Consider the following 20827-nt stretch of genomic DNA (forward strand, 5'->3'; position numbering starts at 1 on the left):
GCCTTGAGTGGCTCTTTCCCCTTGTTTTTATGGCGCATCGCAAAGTTTGCGTTTGTGTTGGCTTTCTTTCGATTGACTTGGTATCGTCTCCTTGGGTGGTATAAAATGTGGTATTCTCGGTGGCTCTGTCCGGAAAGCTTACCAAGAAGCTAGTCGAGAATCTCGGCGCTGGGCGTCACGGGGATGGAGGCGGGCTTTACCTCGTCGTGGATCCTTCCGGCGCCAGGCGCTGGATTGTGCGGGTCGTCATCAAAGGACAGAGAAACCGCAAGGGCGCTCCTCTTCGCACAGACTTCGGCCTCGGCGGTGCTAACATTGTGACGCTCAATCAAGCGCGCGAGCGGGCCCTCGAGTATCGGCGTATGGCGAGACAAGGTCTGAACCCGCGTTACAATGCCGCGCGCGAGGCGCCGACCTTTGAGGAACTCGCGCAACAAGTGCATATTGAGCGGCTTCCGACGTGGAAGAACGCTAAGCACGGGGCGCAATGGATCAACACGCTGCGTGACTATGCTTTTCCGAAGATCGGACGACTGCCAGTGGACGCCGTTGGCCAACCGGAAGTGCTAATGTGTCTGTCGCCAATCTGGACTGAAAAGCATGAAACGGCGCGGAGGCTCTCGCAGAGGATCAAGATCGTGCTGGACGTGGCCAAGTCGAAGGGCTTTCGCAGTGGCGAGAACCCCGTCACGACGATCAGCGAGGCGGGTGTATTGCCAAAGGTCAAGGCCAAACCCAAGCATCACGAAGCCATGCGCTGGCAGGATGTACCAGCACTCTACGCCGATCTCGCCGGACGAAGCGCTATTTCCGCGAAGGCGCTGATGTTCACCTGCCTCACCGGGGCCCGAACGGGCGAGGTTCTGGGCATGACATGGGATGAGGTCGACGCTGAGCGCCGAATCTGGACTTGCCCAGCCGTGCGAATGAAATCCGGGGAAAGCCATCGTGTGCCTTTGACGGACGAGATGCTGGCTGTCGTCGAGCCTCTACGTGCTATGGGCTCGAAGTACGTGTTCGAGGGGCAGAAGCGGCACAAGCCACTTTCGAACATGTCCATGCTCATGCTGCTTCGGCGGATGCAGATCGAGGGAGTCACTGTCCATGGCTTCCGCTCTACCTTCAGGGTCTGGGCAGCAGAGATCGCGCGGGCGCCGCGCGAAGTGGCTGAAATGAGCCTCGCGCACAAAGTGGGTTCTGAAGTGGAGCGTGCTTATTCCCGCTCTGATTTGTTGGATCGGCGACGCGAATTGATGATAGCGTGGTCGCGGTTCGCAAGTGGGAACCAACCCATTTCTGCCCTCGACTAGGAGGTCTGAATACGATGTTTTCACGCGAGGGGTATGTACCCATCTCCAAGCTCTGGCGAGATTTTGAGCAGACGATGGGCGCGTGGTGTCTGAAAAGTGCGCAGTCGATCTATCGCTCGAAGACTTTCCAGCCTAGGGAAGCGTTCGGAACCTCCCTGGATCTCTGCGAGGATATTTTTCTACACCTGCTGGATGACTACGGTCTATCTCTTGTGCCTGCTTCCGGGGACGTCATAAACGTCTCCCCAACTTTACCGAAGTCCGCAGCGCGCTTCTTAGAAAAGATGTCGGTCTTGGAAAGCTCGATCGTCGCAGATTGCCCTGACCAAGCTGGTGCAAAAAGCGAATGGCTCACAAGTATGGGGTCAAATCAGTTCCGTCGGGCTTTTAACGGGACATTCTCGCCAGAAGACACGTCGCCGCGGAGCAATCTGGATTGGGATGAGAGACTCGGAGCGGCAGCCTTCCACACGTTGCCGATTCTGTTTGAGCGGTCATCTTTCGTGGTTGCCCGGCAACTTCCGCCCTGGGCGAACGACCTGATCGAAGACGCTTACGTGCGCCATGTTTGGGGAAATGTCGCCGGATACTCGATCTGCCTCACTGCCAAGGAGGGCACTCGCTTTTGCAGGGCGATGTCTCCCAAAGTGGCCCTGCCGGTTCTTGGTGCTTTGGTTCCAAGCTTCGACGTACAAATCGGCGTCGGCCCTGAGGCGGGGCGCCCCCGAATTCTTGAAGATGTGAGAGATGCCCTACGCACACTCGATCTCTTGGACAGTGATCTGCGGTGGAAACAGAAGCAGGCAGCGGTTGAGGCGGTCCTCGGAAGAGCTGTGAGCGAAACAACGCTGAGACGGGCTGCGCAGCACGCGAAAGGGGATCGCAGCGTTTCTTAGAGATTATGCAGCTTGATAGGCGTCAAGACGGACTTGGTCGAGGGTATTCCATGTGCGACACGTCATGGATTCTATCAAAATCCCTGCCAAAAACCCTTTCAAAAATCTTTAGGGGTTTTGACCGTTCTGCCGGTCTGGCGGCGCAGTCAGTTTCCATCCAATTGAAAGCCATCTCAAACCGACAAAAGGGATCGGAAGATGGCATCACTTTTCGAACAGGATCGAACCTACGTGTTGGGCGATCCCGAACTCGAGATCCTAGGTGATCGCGAGAAACTTGCGCAGTGGCGCCACAAGGGGCTCGGCCCAGCCTACTACAAGTTGGGCCGAAAGGTCGTCTATCGCGGCGCGGACCTGAATGCTTGGGCGGAGCTGAACCGTTTCGAGCCGTGCGCTGACGTGTTCAGCCCGCCGCTTGGCAAGCTCAGCGATGAGTTCAAGCGTGACGCGGTCGCGCAGATCAAAGAGCGAGGCTAACCGGTTAGGGAAGTGTCGGAGCGTCTGGGGGGCAGCGCGTATTCGCTTTACGCATGGAAGAAGAAGGTCGCTTAAGCGCAAGCACGCCCGGAACGGAATGCTGATGCCCGCCGACTTCGAGCGGCAGCACAAACTGAGACACGAAGGCGTCTAGGAAACTCGGGGCTATGGACAAGCTCGTACCGCAGGTTTTCCGCTGCATTCAGAGCGCGTCGGAGACGTCCCTCGGTCTCGCGCTGGATGAGGAGCTGGGCGTTGAGAGCCCTGACTTGCTCAGTGAACATCGGAAACTGATCGCGGATCAGGTCGGTCTCCATGAGGAGGACACAGGGTTCTTCGACACCCTCCATTTGTAGACCCCGCACACGAAACTCCAGGCGCTCCTGTCCACGCCATAGGGTGAGCGGTGTCCATGTGGAGGATCCAGCGCGGGATCGGAGTGCTTCTGTCAGGCCGCCGCCATGCGGAGACCAATCGTTCAGGCTTGGCAGCTCCGTGCCGTGTCGTGGTTGCGACAGGAGTGCCTGCGCCCGGGTGTTGCAGGCGACGACGTTGCCTCGAAGATCTGATGTGAGGACGGCGGTTGGCAGATCCTGGAGCATCTGCCGGGCGAGCTCTGAGCTCGACATGTGTGCTGCTTGGTTCAATTTGTGTCCACAAGTTCCGGGTCGTAGGCCCGGAAGTATTCTCGTTCGGTGGCCTTGGTGTCTGGCGTTTTCTCAAGCCGGACGACGACGCGGCATCCGGGATCCCCGCGCGCGATCGTTTCTTCGAGCTCCACGCGGGCGTAACCAAGATTGTCTGCGCTGATCCGTCCGAACACGTTCGAGGTCATCATGCACAGGGAGGGACGATCCATGACTGCGGCTCCGAAGGGGCAGCGCCTGTTTCCGAAAACGAGCTCCTCCTGCGTGGCTGAGATGAGGTAGAAGTCGCCTCCGATGCGCCTCTTCAGATCGACGCAAACCTCGGCGACCTGCGTCGCCGTCAGACGATCCGTCTCAAGCGCGTCCTTGTAGCTCCGGTCGATCCAATGCCCGACATTGCTGCCGACCGCGCTGATGTAGCCCTCCGCCAGATCCAGACCGACGACACTTTCGAGCGTGCCCGACAGGTCCCGGACCAGCTGACGCAGGAAAAGATCTCGATCGAGGTCCAGATCAGCCTCTTCAGCTTTTTGCGTCATCATCTTCCTTTCTCGCCAGGTCATTGAGTCCGGCTCCAACCTGAGCAGGCGCATCAGGTGGGCTTAAGGCGTCTCTCCCAACACCACTCTAAAGGGAAAGTGACATGGCTGACAGATGCCGATGCCGTCGCCGCGTCGCTAACGAAAATCAGCCTCGGTAAACCCGGCGCGGTTCAAAAGGCCCCAACGCTTGTAATGGAAAAATGAACAGATAGGCTGGAGCCGTCGCTCGACTTGAATCTACATCGGCGTCGCCAAGGTAACGGTCAGAGACCTGCGGACGGGCCCTTTTGAGTTATCCCGGGCCGCCTCGCGCCCCGGCACGCGTGATGGTTGCGAAATAGGCTTTCGAGACGGGTGGGTTGGTCGACCGCGGCGGGCCGCTGCCGTCTCCTCGCTGTTGAGGGCATCGCGCATGTCATCCAGATCTGGGCTGTGCATTAACCCAAGGCCGCTATGGCGGAAAAGAAACTTAAAATACATCTCAGGCCTCAAGCGGACTTCGCCGGGCGACGGAGCCTGTCAAGGCTGCGCAGAAGGCCGTCGTAGCGGGCGATTTGATCCTTCACCCCGAGCTTCTGCCGTTTCAGCCTCTGGAGCAGGATGCTGGAGGGGGCTGGGCGCTTCAGTTCGTCCGTGATCCGCTGCGCCAGGTGTTGATGGCGCTGGCGCAGAGTGTCGATCCGGGCCTTGATCGAGGGAATCTTGCCGGCGTGCATCGTGGTCATGGGGTCCTCCTTATCTGTTGGTTCTATAGCGATCCGATTGGTCGCCTCTTACAGCTGGGTGGGAATTTGATCGGTAAAAGGACGAAAAATATTAAACTATGATCGGAAATTCCTATCTATGGTGGGTCCTTTCCGCGGAGGCCGATCATGTCCACCGACCTGACCCTGAAGCAGTTGAGCTACTTCGTGGCCCTTGCCGAAGCGCGGCATTACCGCAGAGCCGCCGAACGTGTTGGCATCAGTCAGCCATCGCTGAGCCAACAAATCGTCGCGCTGGAAGAGGCGTTGGGGCTTGAGCTGGTCGAGCGCGGACAGCGCGGCGCGGTTCTGACGCCACACGGCCGGGAAGTGCTGGACCAGACCCGCCGTGTTCTGGACGAGATCGAGGCCCTGCGGGCGCTGGCACAGGATGCGCGCGAGGGGTTCAGCGGAACGATCCGCTTGGGCTCGACGCCCACCTTGGGGCCTTACCTGCTGCCTTACCTCATGCGCCTTCTGCACATGGCACATCCGTCACTGAAGGTCGTGGTGCGCGACGCCCCACCGCGGCAATTGCAGGACGAGCTGCTTGGCGGGCAGCACGATCTGATCCTGACACAGTTGCCTGTACATTCGGGAGATGCGGAGGTCATGCGCCTCTTCCGCGAACCTTTGAAGCTGGTGATGGCGCAGGACCACCCACTGGCCCGGAGGGCCGTTGTACGGGATGCCGACTTGGTGGGCCAAGACGTTCTGTGCCTGTCGGACGCCTATCGTTTGCACGCCCAGGTCGCCGCACTCTGCCAGGAGATCGGTGCCGGCCTACGCCGCGACTATGAAGGCACCAGCCTGGATGCACTGCGGCAGATGACGGCGCTGAACATGGGGGTGAGCTTTCTGCCTGCTCTTTATGTTAGTTCCGAGGTCTCAAAGGAGGCTGGAGACGTTGCAGTGCACAAGTTCCGAAACGATCGCGTCACCAGATCGGTTGGATTGGCATGGCGCCGCCGGTCGGGTCATCGCGACTTGATCCGCTTGATAGCGAGCTTGATAACGGAGGTCGTAAGGGAGCGGTTCGTCGGCGTCGTCGTGCCCGACTAGGACGCGTAGGTCCGCGAGAGGCAGCCGCGATCAGGTCAGTAGACGACCCCTGCGACTGTACCAGAACATCAGGCATAAATTGGTTCGTTTTACTCGTCTGGTCCCGTGCTGAAGCTGGATTTCGCTGGGCCCGTGGCGGCGTTTCTTTGGTGACCATGCGTCACACCAAAGCCGGGTTGATTTCAGGTGCGGAAGTGGTCATCTCAGTTTCAGTAATTACTGAAAATTCGGAAATGATTGTTGCTAAGATGAAGATGACGCCCCTGCACCAGGAGTTCGTGCTGCATTTCGGCGAGATGGGAAGCCGCTGGGGGATCAACCGCACGGTCGGCCAGATCTATGCCCTGCTCTTCCTGTCCTCGGCGCCACTGAACGCCGACCAGATCACCGAGGCACTGGGCATCAGCCGGTCCAACACCTCGATGGGGCTGAAAGAATTGCAGTCCTGGGGACTCGTCCTGCGCAAGCACCTTCCCGGCGACCGGAAGGAGCATTTCACGACCCCCGACGACCTGTGGCTCATCGTCCGCACCCTGATCGAGGAGCGCAAGAAGCGCGAGATCGACCCGACGCTGTCGAAGCTCCGCGAGCTCGAGATGCAGGGCCCCGGCGGGGATGACTACGCCGAGGCCCGCATCGCCGAGCTGCGCGAAATGATCGAGATGATGACCGAATTCTACGACGACATGGCCCGGCTCGAAACCGAGAAGCTGGTCCGCCTCATGACTTACGGCAGCCGTCTCGCGGGCCTGATCGACAAGGTCGGCGGCTACCTGCCGTCGACCAAAAGCTAACCCAGACACACGACACCACCATGGAAACGCTCGACACCCTCATTCTCAGCCGCATCCAGTTCGCGGCCAATATCTCGTTCCACATCCTGTTCCCGACCATCACCATCGCGCTCGGGTGGGTCCTGCTGTTCTTCCGCCTGCGTTTCGCCTGGACGGGCGACGAGAAATGGATGGCCTCCTATCGCTTCTGGGTGAAGATCTTCGCCCTCAGCTTCGCCATGGGCGTGGTCTCGGGCATCACCATGTCCTTCCAGTTCGGCACCAACTGGCCCGGCTTCATGGAAACCGTCGGCAACATCGCGGGCCCGCTGCTGGCCTACGAGGTGCTGACCGCCTTCTTCCTCGAGGCGGCCTTCGTCGGCATCATGCTGTTCGGCTTCTCGCGCGTGCCCAGCTGGCTGCACATCACCGCGACCGCGCTGGTAGCCTTCGGCACCACGCTTTCGACCTTCTGGATCATCGTGCTGAACAGCTGGATGCACACGCCCCAGGGGTTCGAGATGGTCGACGGCGTCGCCCATGCGACCAACTGGTTGGAGATCATCTTCAACCCCTCCATGCCCTACCGTTTCGCCCACATGATGCTGGCGTCGTTCCTGACCGTCGGCTTCCTCGTGGCAGGCGTGTCGGCCTTCCGCTGGCTCCTGGGCGACCGCTCGCGCGAGGTTCGGGCGATGCTGAAGACCGGCGTGATGGTCGGCGCGCTGCTGATCCCGGTGCAGATCTTCATGGGCGACCTGCACGGTCTCAACACGAAGGAATACCAGCCTGCCAAGGTCGCCGCGATGGAGGGTCTGTGGGAGACGCAGGAGGGCGCGCCGCTGGTGCTGTTCGGCCTGCCGGACGAAGAGGCGCGGCTGAACCGCTACTCGATCGAGGTTCCGGGCCTGGCCTCCTTCATCCTGACGCACGACTGGGACGGCAAGCTGACCGGCCTGAACGACTTCGTGGCCGAGGACGGCACACCGCAACACCCGCCGGTCGCGCCGGTCTTCTGGTCCTTCCGCGTGATGGTGGGCACGGGCCTGGCGATGCTCGCGCTCAGCTGGACGGCCGCGTTCTTCATGTGGCGCCGCCGCGACCGGCACGAGGGTCGGATCCGTGGTCACTGGCTGGCGGTCGAGGGGCTGCCGAAATCCCTGCTCTGGGCGCTGGTGCCCATGGCGTTCTCGGGCTGGGTGGCCACGCTCGCCGGCTGGTACACGACCGAGATCGGCCGCCAGCCGTGGCTCGTGCAGGACGTGATGACCACTGACATGGCGGTGGCCGACGTCCCCGCGCCGATGGTTCTGGGCACGCTGCTCACTTACCTCGCGATCTACGCGGCCCTGTTGATCGCCTATGTCGGCGTGATCGCCTACCTCGCGCGCAAGGCCGCGCGTGGGGACGACGGCCGCGCCATCGAGATGGACCATTCCGGCAAGGCGCATGTCGCCGCCGTGACCCCCGCGGAGTGAACCGATGCTGCCTGACTTCTCCAATCCCGCCGACTGGCTGCCCTGGGCCTTCGCCTCGCTCATGGGCCTGTCGATCCTGGTCTACGTCGTGCTCGACGGCTTCGACCTGGGCGTGGGCATCCTGTTCCCGCTGGCCGACCGGGGCGAACAGGACCGCATGATCGGCTCGATCGGGCCGTTCTGGGACGCGAACGAGACCTGGCTGGTCCTGGCCGTGGGCCTGTTGCTGGTCGCATTTCCGACGGCCCACGGGATGATCCTGTCCACGCTCTACCTGCCCGTTTTCGTGATGCTGGTGGGGCTGATCCTGCGGGGCGTGGCGTTCGAGTTTCGCGCCAAGGCGCGCGCGCAGCACAAGGCGCTGTGGAACCGCCTGTTCTTCGCAGGCTCGCTGGTCACGGCCCTGGCACAGGGCTTCATGCTGGGGCTTTACATCATGGGGCTGGAAAAGACGGCCGAGACCTATCTCTTCGCCCTGCTGACCTCGGTCGTGCTGGCGGTCGGCTACGGCTTCATCGGCGCGACCTGGCTGATCCACAAGACGGAAGGCGCCTTGCAGGGCAAGGCGCTTGGCTGGGCCCGGCGCAGCTTGTGGGGGATCGTGGCCGGCGTGGGCGCGGTATCGCTGGCCACGCCGCTGGTGAGCGACCGGATCTTCGGCAAATGGTTCGCCTTCCCCGAGATCCTGTGGCTGGCGCCCCTGCCCGTTCTGTCGGCCGCGTTGATCGCCGGGCTGTGGGTGATGCTGCGGCGCATGCCCTTCGCGGGCGACCGGCTGGACTGGTTGCCCTTCGCGACGTCCAGCGCCGTCTTCGCGCTGGCCTACCTGGGGTTGGCCTACAGCTTCTATCCCTACGTCGTGCCAGAGCGACTGACAATCTACGAGGCCGCCGCCGCGCCCGAGAGTCTGATGATTATCCTGGTGGGCGCCTGTTTCGTCGTGCCGACGATCATCGCCTACTCAATCCTTGCCTACGTGATCTTTCGCGGCAAGGCGACCGAGCTGCGATACGACTGAGCCATACCAATCGATTGCTACAACACGGATGAAGCGCCGCGGGGGCTTAAGAGAGCCAGCTGCGTCATAGCCTGGACCGGATCCAGATGGGCCGTGCCAGGCCGTCATCCAGGATGCGGCGTGAAAGAAAATGACTTTCTTGGCGACCCATCGTATTGGTGGCCATTCATCGCGGGGGCCAGCCTTCGTTTCAGTCCTTGCTGACCGATCGCGACAGGCACGTCGATGTTGCATTTGCGGAGCTTCCTACGACCAAGTTGGCGGTTCGGGTTCTAACAGGACCTTCTTTGCTTAAGCGTAACCTCAGTTTTGATATAGTCCTGTGAGCTACCTCTCCCGAAATTCTTTAAGGATTAGAGAGTAGCTCATTGGTTCGCTTCAAGTGTCAAAAACGGTCGTTTTTGGCGCGCCCTTGGGCTCGTCGATCTGTAAGGCGTTGACGCTGCCAATGTCGTTTTTCACAAATAAGTTCAGCAGCCTGTCACAGACGGTTCAGTGAACGGCCGCAGCGTCGAAGCAGCCGTTCGCGCAGATCGCAGCGAACGGCTTGAGGGAGCCCTTTTTGACGAATGCTGCCGAGCGACTGGACGGCCGCTTCGGCGGACCCGCAGCTTAGCGAGGTGTTCTCCGTTCGGGTCTAGACATACTCCGTAATGCGTTTCAACAAGGCGACACCGGCACCTGATAGAACGCCGCAAGAAGACGTAAGCTCTTGACGACGCCCGGTGTCGAGCGGGTGGGGTCCTGTTATGTGACCGTAAACTGCCCCATCATGCCCGCATCCTCGTGTTCGAGGATGTGGCAGTGATACATGAATGGTGTCTCTTCCGAAGCCAGCTTGTCGAACCTCAGCAGGATTCCGGTCGGACCCTGCACACGGACAACATCTTTCCAACCGATCTGCGCCGAGTCGACCGGCCGTCCGTTCTGACTCACGCCTCACGATAATTGTCACACGCCTCAACACCCTTTGCGACCACGTCGAGAAGTGCGTCCACATCGTTCAGAAGGACCGTGATGCGCGGGTTGCTGATACGGTAACGGATGAAGCGCCCTTCGCGGTCGCTGGCGACAAGCCCGCAGTCCAGCAGGCACCTCAGATGGTTGGAGACGTTGGGTTGCGATAGTTCGGTCCGCTCGACGATCTCGTGAACGGCCAATGGCTCGTTGCAAAGTGCACCGAGGATGGCCAGGCGGCTCGGGTCCGCGAAGCCGCGGAACAGCTTCGCCCGTCGCTCGATGGTCGCGCTCTTGCGGTCATCGACGATTTGGGCCATATCACTCCTCGCTGATACGTCGTTCTTCAATTCATTCTAGCAGGAATAGCGCGACCATGGCCAACACCGAAAGTGCCGGACCGACGGCAGATGTTCCGCCCGTCCGTTACCGGGTTTCCGGTATGGACTGCGCGAAGGATGCCGCGCAGATCGAGCGGGCGGCGCAGTCGGCCGGAGTCGCGGCTGACGATGTGAAGGTGTCGGCGGCGACGCACATCATGACACTGAGCGCCCCCGAAGCGCGCCTGCCGGACATCGAAAAGGCCGTTGCGGTGACCGGCTACGGCTTCGACCGGATCGAAGGCGATGGAGACATTCCGCCGAATCCCGCCCATCAGGATCCGGCCTACCGACGCGCGCTCTGGATCGTCGTGATCCTGAACGTGGGTTACGGTGTCGTTGAAATGATCGGCGGGTTCATCGCCGGGTCACAGGCCGTGAAGGCCGATGCGCTCGATTTCATCGGCGACGGCGCGATCACCTTCCTTGGCCTGCTGGCCATCGGCTGGAGCCTCGCCTGGCGGGCACGGTCGGCCTTGATCCAAGGCATCTTCCTCGGCCTGCTCGGCCTTGGCGTCCTCGGCACGACCATCGTGCGAGTCTTCGAACGGACGACGCCGGATGCAGGTCTAATGGGCCTGCTTGGCATGATCGCCCTTGTCGTCAACGTCATCTCCGTTCTGCCGCTGCTGCGGTTCCGCAAGGGCGACGCGAACATGCGGGCCGTCTGGCTATTCTCGCGCAACGACGCCATCGGCAATGCGGCGGTTGTCGTTGCCGCCGGTCTCGTGGCGTGGCTGGGCAGCGCCTGGCCGGACCTCATCGTCGCCTTCGGCATCGCCGGACTGTTCCTGCACTCGTCTTGGGCAATCATCCGCGATGCGCGGGCCGATCTGAAGGCAGCGGCATGAACAGCCGCGTTCTGGGCGGGCTCTGCGCGATCGCGGCGTTCGGCCTCGATCAGGGTACCAAGGCGCTTGCGCTGAACACACCGGCGCTTGAGCGCGGCGTCGAGGTTCTACCCTTTCTCAATCTCGTGCGGGTTCTGAACGATGGAGTCAGCTTCGGTATGCTGGGCGGGATCGTGCCTTGGTGGGGTCTCATCGCGCTTGCTGGCGTGATCGTGGCATGGCTGCTGATCTGGTTGTGGCGCGCGCCGGACAGGCTGACGGCTGCCGCTCTCGGTCTGATCATCGGCGGCGCGCTCGGCAATGTCCTCGACCGGCTGCGTTATCAGGCCGTCCCGGATTTTCTGGATTTCCATTACGGAACATACCACTGGCCGTCCTTCAATCTTGCGGATGTGGCGATTTTCTGCGGTGCGGCCCTGCTGTTCTGGGACAGCTTCCGCTCGGCGCAGAACAAGCCCGAACGTAACCACCGAGAAGAAAACGTTACGGGGAAATAATCGATGTCCAGCATTCCATCCGCAAAGGGCATCGACAGCACGCTTGCCCTGCTGCGCAACCCATATGAGTTCATTCCGGACACATGCCGCGATCTTGAGGGCGACCTGTTCGAGACCCGCATCCTCTTTCAAAAGACGATCTGCATGACTGGTGCCGCAGCTGCGGAGGTCTTCTATTCCGAGGATGGGCTCGTGCGCGCAGGCTCGATGCCGAAGCGTATCCAGAGAACCCTGCTCGGCGAAAAGGGCATCCAGGGGCTCGATGGCGAGGCCCACCGTCATCGGAAGCGGATGTTTATGTCACTCATGGCGTCGGAGCGGATCGAAGCTCTCGAAAACACGACGCGGGACCTGTTGGACCGCTACGCACGGGACTGGCAAGCGGCGGAGAAGGTCGTTCTCTACGACGAAGTGCGCGAAATCCTCACCAGAGCTGCCTGCGCCTGGTCGGGCGTGCCGCTTCCCGAAGCGGAGGTCGAGACGCGGACGGCGCAGATGACGGCGCTCTTCCAAGACGCCGGGGCGGTCGGCTGGAAGCACTGGGGTGCGCGTCTGGCGCGGCATCGCGCAGAGCGTTGGACAGCCGGGATTATTGAACGGCTGCGCGACGGAAGCCTTCAGACAGGACAGGAAAGCGCCGCCCATGTCGTCGCGACGTGGCGCGATCTGAATGGGGAGCTGCTGACCTCCAAGGTTGCCGCCGTGGAGCTTCTGAACGTAGTACGCCCGATCGTCGCCGTCTCTGCGTTCATCGCCCAGGCGGCGCATGCCCTGCATCGGCATCCCGAGTGGCGGCAAAAGCTGAAGGACGACGAGGGACAGCTCGAACCTTTCGTGCAAGAGGTCCGCCGTCTGTATCCGTTCTTTCCCGCGGTCGCGGCACGGGTGAAGAGTGATTTCGAGTGGCGCGGATATCGCTTTTCCAAAGGGTACAGGGTTCTGCTCGACCTCTACGGCACAAATACCGACGCTCGCTCGTGGGACGCGCCGCAAGAGTTCCGGCCCGAGCGGTTTCACGATCGGGAGGTCACCCCCTACGACTTCATTCCGCAGGGCGGTGGTGATCAACACAGGAACCACCGTTGTCCGGGCGAGTGGATCGCGATCAGCCAGATGAAGGCGTTTTGCAGTTTCTTCGTGAACGCCATCGACTACGAAGTGCCAGATCAGGATCTGGATCTGGAAACCGAAGAACTGCCGCCCATGCCTAAATCCCGGTTCATCATGCGCAACGTCAGGCGTCGGCAGTAGCGTCGGCCTCCTCCGGCTCGACCGACCGCGCATCCTTGGTGGCCTCAAACGCTTCCCACGCAACGTAGGGCACGATCAGAAGCGCCGCGACCGGGTCGGCCCACCACCAGCCCATCCATTGCGTCAGACCGATCCCGGCCAACACCACGATTGTCTGATACTGGCAGATCATGGTGTCCTTGGCATCGTACTTCAGGGCGGGCGCATCGAGCCGTTTGCCATAGCGATACTTGCCCCAGGCGAGGAACGGGTTGACCACGAGCGAAGCACCCAGAATCGCGATACCCCACCAGTTGAAGCCCGGCGCCTTCTGCGAAATGAAGGCGGAGACCGCCTCGTAGAGGATCGCCGCGACGACGATCCAGAAGGCACAGGCAACCACGTAGAGCGCGACCTTCTTGCGGTGCAGGACCGTGCGCTTGCCGGCACCGTCCTTCTCCCCCTTCAAGCGCCAGATCAGCGTCGCGGCTGAGGTGGCTTCGACCGTGCTGTCGAGACCCCAGCTTACCAGTGCCGCGCTGCCGGTCAGAAGTCCCACGGTGACGGATACGACGACCTCGATGATGTTGTAGACGAGGCTGGCGATCTCGACGCGGATGCCGCGCGTCAGATTGGCCTGCCGGTTATCTTTCTGACTACTCATAATACCTCATAATGCGGAGCCTGCAGCAAAAGTTCGAGGCGGGAATTGATTGCCTTGCCATTAGTGTTGCGCCACGAATCGAAAGCCGATGTTGTTCTTTTTCCAAGCTTCCTTAGTAGAGGCGAGCTTGCCCCTCATACATGAATACGAATGGCCTCGGACCTGTCGCGTAGCCGGTGTAGAGCCGCTCGATCCGAAACCCGCTCTTCTCGACAAGGGCGTTCGTCGGGCGGTCAAGGTGACAGTTCCCGGCGCAACGCTTCCAGGCAGGCGTGAGCCAGCGCTGCCAGCGCCGGACACGGGCTTCCGGCGCCAAACCATGCTCGACGAAGCGGAAGATGCCGTCCGGCTTGAGAACGCGCCGGATCTCGGCGAGCGCCTTCTCCGGCTCCGACACGCTGCAGAGCGCCCAGGTGGCGACGACGCAGTCGACGCTGCGATCCTCCAGCGGCAATGCTTCGGCCACGCCCTCGATCATCTCGGCCGCGGGCATCAGGCCATGGGAGGTTTGCGCGGCCCGAGAGAGGAGTTCGGGCGACGGGTCAACACCGATGATCTGACGCACGGCCTCGGGGTAGAGCGCAAGGTTCAGGCCCGAGCCGATCCCGATCTCCAGCACACGTCCATGCAGCCCGGAGGCGGCGCGGCGCCGGTAGGGAAGAAGTTGATCCTGGCCCATCGCCAGATGCGTCAGCCGAGGGAGGATATGTTTCTCGTACAGTCGCATCTGTTCACCCGATCCGCGCAAGGACAGGGAAGGTGTCCAGCAGCCAGTAGGCCAGTGCGCTCAACCGCCCGGTCATCATCGCCAAACCCATCAGGATCATGACGCCGCCCGCAGCCTGATGCAGGCGGCGACCCCAACGACCGATGCCGCGCAGCCTGCCGGCAATACTGTCGGTGAACCCCGCGACGACCAGAAACGGGATCCCAAGGCCGGCCGAGTAGAAGGCAAGCAATGCGACGCCCTCGCCAATCGTCGCGCTTGTCGCGCTGGCGGTTAGGATGGCGCCGAGGATCGGCCCGATGCACGGTGTCCAGCCGAAACCGAAGGCGAGTCCGAGCACGTAGGAGGCGACCGGTTGCCCGCCCGGCAGGTCGAGATGAAAACGCAGGTCGCGCTCCATGGCCGACAGGCGCGCTGCGCCGATCATGAACAGACCGAACAGGATCACGATCGCGCCGCCGACGAGGTTGAGTTCGTAGCGCCACTGCAGCAGCGCCTGACCGAGCGCGGTGGCAGAGGCCCCAAGCGCGATAAATATCGTGGAGAAGCCAAGGACGAAACAGAAGCTGAGCCAGACGGCCCGCCCCTTCGAAGGCGCTGCACTGCCGGTGACCGTACGTCCGGCAACGTAGGATACGTAGCCGGGCACGAGCGGCAGCACGCAGGGCGACAGAAAGGAAACGGCACCGGCCAGCAATGCCGCCATTAGTCCAAGAGCGGAAAGTTCAATCAAATCCACATCTCCAAACTGATCGGTAGACCGCCACCACGTGTGCGCACGGAGCGGAACGGCTGGCGCGGTCGTCGTGCTTTTCCATGTCCTATTGCTTACGTTCGTCAATAAGAGCGCTTATCTGCGCAACGGCTTCGGGGCTGTTCCATTCGGCCGGGCCTGCGAGGCGCCCGCGCTCGCGCCCAATGCGGTCGATCAGAATCGTTGTCGGCAGGCCCACCACGGCCAAGGCCAGCATCGCGCGCGTATCCTCCGCGATATAGAGATCGAGGTTGCGAATGCCGGTCTCTCGGTAGAAGCGGCGCACAGGTTCGAGACCGGCCCGATCGATCGACAGCGGCAGAACATGAAAATCCGATCCGCCGAGGCGCGCTTGCAGCGCGTCGAGCGTCGGCATCTCCTCGCGACAAGGCGGGCACCAGGTCGCCCAAATGTTCAGAAGCACGACACGTCCCTCGAAGTCCGCCAGCGTCAGATTCCGTCCATCTCCATCCACGAAAGGCGGCGACAGGAGATCACGCGGAGTCCCGTGATTAGGGATCGGTGGTCGGGCGGAGGCAGGGCTTGCCGCAAGCGCCAAGACTCCGGCAAGGACGTCACGTCGCCTCACGGGTCGCTCTCAGCCTGCAACCGGCGCACGACCGGCAGAATGTCCTCCTCAAGCGAGGCCTGATCAAAGGGGCCGACATGCTTGTATGCAATGCGCCCCTCGGCGTCGATTATGTATGTTTCCGGCACTCCATAGACGCCCCAGTCTATCGCAACGCGGCCTGATCGGTCCGCGCCGATGCGGGTGAAGGGATCGCCGAGCTCTTCGAGGAAACCCAGCGCCTCCTCGGCATTGTCCTTGTAGTTGATACCGTAGATCGGAACGGTGCCCGCTTCGGCAAGATCGACGAGAAGCGGGTTCTCCGTGCGGCAGGGGACGCACCACGACGCCCAGACGTTGACGAGAGAAACCTGGTCTAGCAGGTTCGCCGAGGCTAGGCCGTCCTGCCGCCCTTCGATGGGCGGGAGCGCGAATTCCGGGATTGGTCTTCCGATCAGCGTCGAGGGCAACCGGTCGTCGTTGTTCCAGAGGCCCCAGTAGAAGACTACGCCCAGCAACCCAAACAGAAGAATAGGCAAAATCATGAGCGGCCGTCCGCTCCGGCGCCGCTGTTCTTGGTTATCCTTCGAACTCATAGCCTGCCATCAATGCTTGGAAGGAATAAGGTATCAGCAACCGCTGATATGAAGCAAACCGTCGCCGATCACAATGCCGAACGATGGGGGAGGCTTGGCCGCGGCTTCGCAGACCCGAGCCATACTTACTGTCTAGATTCTTAAGAAATCAGCGAAAGGTCGGTATCTGAAGAGGCCGTTGAATTCAGACCTCTGAACGGCCCCTTCGTCCCGCATAGCAGCCAGCGGACCTAATCCGGGTCTGCGTCCGCTTTGGCACTTCCTGTATCCAGCGCTCTATATACGGTCATGCGCGAAACCCCCAGGTCTCGGGCAATCTGGGCTTTGGATGTGCCCGCTGCAGCCAGTCTCTGAATTTCAGCGTCATCGACCTTCTTCTGCCGCCCCTTGTAGATCCCCTTGCCCTTTGCGGCGTTGATCCCTGCGCGTTGGCGGTCGCGAATGAACTTCAGCTCCATGTCAGCGACCATGCCGAGGACAGTGATCACCATGCGCCCCATGTCGCCGGCCGTCGTCACCTCGGGTTCAAGGATACGCAACGACGCGCCCTTCGCATCCAACTCATGCACCAGATTCAGAACGTCTCGGGTTGACCGCCCAAGGCGGTCGAGGCGATGCACGACCAGCTCGTCACCTGCACGCAAAAACTCCAGGACGGTTGCCAGTTCGGTGCGACCGTCACGGGATGCTCCAGAGCCGGTTTCGGCGCGGACAATTTCACAGCCTGCCGCCTTCAGTTTGGCTTTCTGGATTTCGAGATCCTGACTTGTTGAGCTGACGCGGGCGTAACCGATCTTGGGCATGTAGAAATGTCACTTTAGGGTGGCTATATTCCTGATACTGTCACAATGCCTGTTGCGCCACTCATTTGTGACATTTTCTGCTGTCACATTCATGCGTCCCTCACGGGTGTGCCCAAATGTTACGATTTTGGCGGGAAAGCCCACTCATATCTTTGTCGGCCCTCGGGCGTGGCTATCCATGCTTCGAGTTCCGCGTATAGGCGTGCGACATTGCGGCGACGGCGCGCCTCGAAACCGCGCAATTCATCGATTGGAATACCAAGCCCGACAGCGAGGCGCTCCAAGACATCCTCTGTGGGTTGCGTGAAGGAGCGGGCCTCTTCATCCGCATGCGCAATCTTGAGAGCATGATAGCAGAAGCTTTCGAAGGTGACGCCATAGAGACGGGCTAGGCTTTGCACATATTGCCGTAAAGTCTCGATCTCCTTGGGGGGCGGGTGCAGCGGCCATGCGGGTTCCCCCGTCATGCCCGAAGTTCCCGTTCCATCATCTGCCGCCGGTAGGAGGGTGCCTGGAAAGGGCAGCCCAGCAGGTCTTCTCTCTCGATGCGTTCCCGTCCTTCCGTCAGGGCATGCGCTGCTGCGCTCGAAAGAAGCTGGTGCATTTCTCCGATCAGGCCCTCCGAGCGCTCCACAATCACCTTGCGCAACGCAGGCAGACCGAGACCGGACCGCCCGCGCAGGGGGATCACTGTCTCGAAGCTGGCCAGCAGCCGCCCGGTCTCGGCATCGTCACCCCACATCGATAGCAAAAAGGGCTGGAAGCGGTTTTCGAGTTGGTCGTCCAACCGGAGAGCCAGCCATGCATCCTTGGTCCCAAGCGCGACAATCGGGATACGCAGCTCGTTGCCCAGATACCGGATGAGCCCCAAAATTTCGCGCTGCCGCGATGATGGGCCGCAAAGCAGGTTGTGCAACTCGTCAATGACGAGCAGCCGCACCCCGCATGCCCGCATGAGATTCAGTGTCAGTGCATTGCGCCGGTCGGTCTTTCGGATGTTCCCGAGAGGTGATCCCAATGCGTCAAGCAACTGTGCGTAGAAACGGGGCGCGGTCACGTCCGGCATCATCTGGACCGACAGGACCGGAAAGATATGTCGGTCCCTTTCTTCCGAACTTCTTCGGGGGTGCTGGCGCTGGAATTTCTCGGCGATGGTCGATTTGCCGTTGTTGCTCGGCCCGACAACCAGCATGTTCTGCGGTCGAACACGGCCGGGTTGCGTCGCCAACAGCATGTCCATGCGTTTCAGGGCATCCTGCGCGCGGGAATAGCCGATCCAGCGGTCGGTTGCGAAACAATCGAGCCGTTCGATAGCAGGCTTTTCCGCGATGCGTCGGGCTTCGGGTCGAAGATGGTCCATCTGCCCTACCACTCTTCAATGTCGGTGAATGGTTGCGGTGGAGCGTCCGGTTGATCTTGCGCGAGCTCGCCCAGGCCGAGAGCCTCCGGTTGCTTCGCCAAAGGAGATTGTCGATCCAGCACCGGTCGCGACCGACGGCGGCGGGCACCCTTGGAGAGCCGGGCCGCGTTGCGCTCGATCTCCTGCATTTCCGCGAAGGCGGTGAAAATGCTGTCCTCGTCCACGGTCGCCGCATTGCGTTCTTGGGCACGTCGTCGCGCTGCCCGATGTTCCCAGAGCGTGATCGACGGTCGGGAGAGTGTGCGATACGGCACTTCGAGCCAGGAACCGTCGAAAGGGTCGAGAACATAAACACGCGAAAGGTCTCGTGGGTCGCGGCGCAGGATCAGATGTCCCTCCGTCCGGACGTCGCGCGAGACGATCCACGGTTTCAGGGCGTTCGAGAAATAGCGAATATGATCTACGGTGAATCCGTCGCGTTGCAACGTTCTACGCAGAACCGGAAGGAAGTCGATCAGATAGCTGCGCATGTCACGCGGGATAGCGATGCTGCCGCCAGATCGGCTCAAGGATACGAGACCTTCCTTCAGCCGGGCAAGAGGTGTGGCCCCGTCCAACCCACGATGCCCGGACAGGTGATAATCCTTGCAAATCGCAACCGTCAGCCAGCGTTCCAGTTCTTCAAGGGTCAGGCAGGCCTGTCTTTCGCTGTCGTATGCGCCGCGCTGCGCCGTGTTGGAAAATGTCGTGCCCGGCAACTTGTGAATGCGCCGCATGAGGGTGCCGATCACACGCTCTACAATGCCACCGAACTGAGGTTGCCCCGGCGGTCGCCATTCGATCTCGATATTATGTTGCGCGCACCCGCGCTCGAAAGCCTGCGAGTGGAACTCGCCGGCATTGTCTACGCCGATCTTCTTTGGCTTTCCCGCAATCGGCCACTCCACATCCGTAACGCCGCGCGCTGTCATCCAGGTTTTCTTATCGTCAGCGACGTGGGCGAGGCACAGGCCGACGCTCGCGGCGGAAGGGGGATCAAGGCTAAGATGGAAGCCCGCGATCATCCGGCTCATCACGTCAATCGCAACCGTCAGATATGGCCGCCCGATTGGCAGACGCTCGAACGGATCGACCAAAATGACATCGACCGGCGTGTGATCGATTTGCACGACGTCGAGCGGGTATTTCGGGATCGGGGTCGCGCCGAGGATCGGCTTTGTGTCCGGATCATCTTCGCGAAGCCGTGACGCGACACCCTTGTCGATCAGGTTAACCCGTCGCCTGATCGTGGCTTCGCTAGGAGACGAAATCCCCGCCTTGCGGCACTCGACCTGAACCGCCCTCACGATTTCCGAGGGGCGCGCCTTCTGCCGTTTGAGATAGTGGCCTTCGATGACATGACCGATGATCGCTTCCCGATCCCCCGCGATCCGCGTCTTGCGCGGAGCACCGCGGCCATCGCGCGGCAAGAGCGCGGTGACCGCGCCGTTTTCTTCACGGAGCCGGCGGATCAGCCTGTAGGCCCAACGTTCGGAAATTTTCAGATCAATCGCTGCAGCGCGGACAAGATGCGCTGGTGCTTCATGGAGCGCGGCAAGTGGTCGAAGCAAGGCCGCCCGTTCCTCGGCCTTCTGCCACACGCCTTTCGGAACGGATTCCAGGTCCATGACCGATCCTGCCTCCTGCAACGCGCTGAACCGGTGTCTGACGGTTTTGCAACGCACCGAACTGTTTGGCGATCAGTATTGAAGTCTTTTGTGACAAGCGCGTGTCAATGAAAACAATGGCCAGTGCTGAACCTATTTATGAAAAACGACAGCCAAAATACCCGTTCAAAACTAGCGAAGTTGTTGAAGGTTTTTGGAAGGTCAGACGGCATGATCCTGGGGTACGCGCGGGTCTCGACCGAGGATCAAAGCCTCGACGCCCAGATCGCCGCGCTCGAGGCGGCGGGCGCGGGGCGGATCTACAGCGAGAAGATCTCTGGCTCCAAGATCGTGCGGCCTGAGCTCGACCGACTTATCGATCACCTGCGACCGGGTGATGTGATCGTTGTCACGAAATACGACCGTCTCAGCCGATCCCTTCAGGATCTTCTTTCTATTGTCGAGGCGATCCGAGCCAAGGGTGCCGGGTTCCGGTCCTTGGTCGAGGACATCGATACGACGACGCCTGCCGGTCGGCTCGTCTTCCATGTCTTCGCCTCCATCGCACAGTTCGAGCGGGAGCGCATTGCGGAGAGAACCAAGGACGGCCTGGCTGCCGCCCGGAAACGAGGCCGGGTCGGAGGCCGGCCCCCTGCCCTCTCCAAGGAGCGCCGTGCCGAGGTGCAGCGCATGCGGGACCTGGAGGGGCGGAGCATTGCGGAGCTCGCGCGGTTGTTCCAGGTCAGTCCGAATACGATCCGGCGGGCGTAGAAACAGCTGAGTAAAGTGTCCTGACACGGATGAAGAACGGATGCGCGTGGATCCATACTTCCTCGGTAGGCGTCCGC

General features: G+C 61.2%; 24 protein-coding genes and 1 pseudogene. 12 read left to right on the forward strand and 13 right to left on the reverse strand.

Features of this window, described 5'->3' with window-relative positions; genetic code table 11:
* Positions 1 to 107: 107 nt before the first annotated feature.
* From BMX96_RS15240 to BMX96_RS15250, 4 genes and pseudogenes are all read left to right on the forward strand, one after another.
* Positions 108 to 1310, forward strand: coding sequence for a tyrosine-type recombinase/integrase (locus BMX96_RS15240; protein ID WP_236737093.1), 1203 nt, complete (start codon positions 108 to 110; stop codon positions 1308 to 1310).
* 14 nt (positions 1311 to 1324) lie between these two features.
* Positions 1325 to 2206 carry a hypothetical protein gene (locus tag BMX96_RS19360; RefSeq protein ID WP_139210114.1) on the forward strand — a complete coding sequence of 294 codons (882 nt, stop codon included), beginning with the start codon at positions 1325 to 1327 and terminating at the stop codon, positions 2204 to 2206.
* Positions 2207 to 2605: 399 nt separating this feature from the next.
* A pseudogene (locus tag BMX96_RS19365) lies at positions 2606 to 2755 on the forward strand (transposase); the annotation flags it as partial.
* Between the two features lie 95 nt (positions 2756 to 2850).
* Entirely contained in the window at positions 2851 to 3039 is a 189-nt protein-coding gene (locus BMX96_RS15250) for a hypothetical protein (RefSeq protein WP_091846267.1), read from the forward strand.
* A 287-nt stretch (positions 3040 to 3326) separates the two neighbouring features.
* Here BMX96_RS15250 and BMX96_RS15255 read toward each other — a convergent pair whose 3' ends face one another.
* Positions 3327 to 3872 (reverse strand): methanogen output domain 1-containing protein, encoded by a 546-nt coding sequence (locus BMX96_RS15255; RefSeq protein ID WP_214606859.1) that lies wholly within the window; start codon positions 3870 to 3872, stop codon positions 3327 to 3329.
* Positions 3873 to 4360: 488 nt separating this feature from the next.
* Positions 4361 to 4597 carry a YdcH family protein gene (locus tag BMX96_RS15260; RefSeq protein ID WP_214606860.1) on the reverse strand — a complete coding sequence of 79 codons (237 nt, stop codon included), beginning with the start codon at positions 4595 to 4597 and terminating at the stop codon, positions 4361 to 4363.
* Positions 4598 to 4744: 147 nt separating this feature from the next.
* On the opposite strand from BMX96_RS15260, the gene BMX96_RS15265 reads away from it, so the two are divergent.
* The 4 genes from BMX96_RS15265 to BMX96_RS15280 all read left to right on the forward strand — a co-directional run bounded on the left by BMX96_RS15265 (position 4745) and on the right by BMX96_RS15280 (position 8946).
* Positions 4745 to 5677 (forward strand): hydrogen peroxide-inducible genes activator, encoded by a 933-nt coding sequence (locus BMX96_RS15265; RefSeq protein ID WP_091846268.1) that lies wholly within the window; start codon positions 4745 to 4747, stop codon positions 5675 to 5677.
* Positions 5678 to 5925: 248 nt separating this feature from the next.
* A complete protein-coding gene (locus tag BMX96_RS15270; RefSeq protein WP_091846269.1) occupies positions 5926 to 6471 on the forward strand; it encodes a GbsR/MarR family transcriptional regulator in 546 nt (181 codons plus the stop codon).
* Between the two features lie 20 nt (positions 6472 to 6491).
* Positions 6492 to 7928 carry a cytochrome ubiquinol oxidase subunit I gene (locus BMX96_RS15275; RefSeq protein ID WP_091846270.1) on the forward strand — a complete coding sequence of 479 codons (1437 nt, stop codon included), beginning with the start codon at positions 6492 to 6494 and terminating at the stop codon, positions 7926 to 7928.
* A gap of 4 nt (positions 7929 to 7932) precedes the next feature.
* Positions 7933 to 8946: a cytochrome d ubiquinol oxidase subunit II gene (locus tag BMX96_RS15280; protein WP_407944673.1), complete on the forward strand. Its 1014-nt coding sequence runs from the start codon at positions 7933 to 7935 to the stop codon at positions 8944 to 8946.
* A gap of 747 nt (positions 8947 to 9693) precedes the next feature.
* Here the strand turns inward: BMX96_RS15280 and BMX96_RS15285 are convergent.
* Both BMX96_RS15285 and BMX96_RS15290 read right to left on the reverse strand, forming a co-directional pair.
* On the reverse strand, positions 9694 to 9882 hold the full coding sequence (locus BMX96_RS15285) for a multicopper oxidase domain-containing protein (protein ID WP_035746442.1): 189 nt from the start codon (positions 9880 to 9882) through the stop codon (positions 9694 to 9696).
* The gene (locus BMX96_RS15290; protein WP_036708219.1) at positions 9879 to 10223 is read right to left on the reverse strand and encodes an ArsR/SmtB family transcription factor; all 345 of its coding nucleotides are present in this window, start codon (positions 10221 to 10223) and stop codon (positions 9879 to 9881) included. The genes BMX96_RS15285 and BMX96_RS15290 overlap by 4 nt, the downstream gene beginning before the upstream one ends.
* Before the next feature lie 56 nt (positions 10224 to 10279).
* On the opposite strand from BMX96_RS15290, the gene BMX96_RS15295 reads away from it, so the two are divergent.
* Genes BMX96_RS15295 through BMX96_RS15305 form a run of 3 tightly spaced genes read left to right on the forward strand, consistent with a single transcriptional unit; the run spans position 10280 to position 12882 of the window.
* Positions 10280 to 11134: a cation efflux transmembrane domain-containing protein gene (locus BMX96_RS15295; protein ID WP_064260189.1), complete on the forward strand. Its 855-nt coding sequence runs from the start codon at positions 10280 to 10282 to the stop codon at positions 11132 to 11134.
* Positions 11131 to 11631 (forward strand): signal peptidase II, encoded by a 501-nt coding sequence (gene lspA / locus BMX96_RS15300; protein ID WP_009807499.1) that lies wholly within the window; start codon positions 11131 to 11133, stop codon positions 11629 to 11631. The genes BMX96_RS15295 and lspA overlap by 4 nt, the downstream gene beginning before the upstream one ends.
* Before the next feature lie 3 nt (positions 11632 to 11634).
* Positions 11635 to 12882 (forward strand): cytochrome P450, encoded by a 1248-nt coding sequence (locus tag BMX96_RS15305; protein ID WP_091846271.1) that lies wholly within the window; start codon positions 11635 to 11637, stop codon positions 12880 to 12882.
* On the opposite strand, the gene BMX96_RS15310 is transcribed toward BMX96_RS15305, so the two are convergent.
* From BMX96_RS15310 to BMX96_RS15345, 9 genes are all read right to left on the reverse strand, one after another.
* Positions 12866 to 13525, reverse strand: coding sequence for a cation diffusion facilitator family transporter (locus BMX96_RS15310; protein WP_082379096.1), 660 nt, complete (start codon positions 13523 to 13525; stop codon positions 12866 to 12868). The genes BMX96_RS15305 and BMX96_RS15310 overlap by 17 nt on opposite strands.
* A 112-nt stretch (positions 13526 to 13637) precedes the next feature.
* Positions 13638 to 14252 (reverse strand): class I SAM-dependent methyltransferase, encoded by a 615-nt coding sequence (locus BMX96_RS15315; RefSeq protein WP_064260188.1) that lies wholly within the window; start codon positions 14250 to 14252, stop codon positions 13638 to 13640.
* Positions 14253 to 14256: 4 nt separating this feature from the next.
* Positions 14257 to 14958, reverse strand: coding sequence for a cytochrome c biogenesis CcdA family protein (locus BMX96_RS15320; RefSeq protein WP_369796074.1), 702 nt, complete (start codon positions 14956 to 14958; stop codon positions 14257 to 14259).
* Positions 14959 to 15073: 115 nt separating this feature from the next.
* Positions 15074 to 15595 carry a TlpA family protein disulfide reductase gene (locus BMX96_RS15325; RefSeq protein WP_035746432.1) on the reverse strand — a complete coding sequence of 174 codons (522 nt, stop codon included), beginning with the start codon at positions 15593 to 15595 and terminating at the stop codon, positions 15074 to 15076.
* Positions 15592 to 16170, reverse strand: coding sequence for a DsbE family thiol:disulfide interchange protein (locus BMX96_RS15330; RefSeq protein ID WP_236737094.1), 579 nt, complete (start codon positions 16168 to 16170; stop codon positions 15592 to 15594). Before BMX96_RS15330 ends, BMX96_RS15325 begins: the two co-directional genes overlap by 4 nt.
* 230 nt (positions 16171 to 16400) lie before the next feature.
* Entirely contained in the window at positions 16401 to 16973 is a 573-nt protein-coding gene (locus BMX96_RS15335; RefSeq protein WP_047998169.1) for a recombinase family protein, read from the reverse strand.
* Positions 16974 to 17092: 119 nt separating this feature from the next.
* On the reverse strand, positions 17093 to 17440 hold the full coding sequence (locus BMX96_RS19370) for a TniQ family protein (RefSeq protein ID WP_139210116.1): 348 nt from the start codon (positions 17438 to 17440) through the stop codon (positions 17093 to 17095).
* Complete coding sequence (locus tag BMX96_RS15340) at positions 17437 to 18333, reverse strand: TniB family NTP-binding protein (RefSeq protein WP_091846272.1); 897 nt, start codon at positions 18331 to 18333, stop codon at positions 17437 to 17439. Before BMX96_RS15340 ends, BMX96_RS19370 begins: the two co-directional genes overlap by 4 nt.
* Before the next feature lie 5 nt (positions 18334 to 18338).
* On the reverse strand, positions 18339 to 20000 hold the full coding sequence (locus tag BMX96_RS15345; protein ID WP_078543004.1) for a Mu transposase C-terminal domain-containing protein: 1662 nt from the start codon (positions 19998 to 20000) through the stop codon (positions 18339 to 18341).
* A 210-nt stretch (positions 20001 to 20210) separates the two neighbouring features.
* Here BMX96_RS15345 and BMX96_RS15350 point away from each other — a divergent pair, with 210 nt between their 5' ends.
* Positions 20211 to 20750: a recombinase family protein gene (locus BMX96_RS15350; RefSeq protein WP_091846273.1), complete on the forward strand. Its 540-nt coding sequence runs from the start codon at positions 20211 to 20213 to the stop codon at positions 20748 to 20750.
* Positions 20751 to 20827 lie beyond the last annotated feature (77 nt).

The sequence above is a fragment of the Palleronia pelagia genome (assembly GCF_900110115.1).
Taxonomy (GTDB): Bacteria; Pseudomonadota; Alphaproteobacteria; order Rhodobacterales; family Rhodobacteraceae; genus Palleronia; species Palleronia pelagia.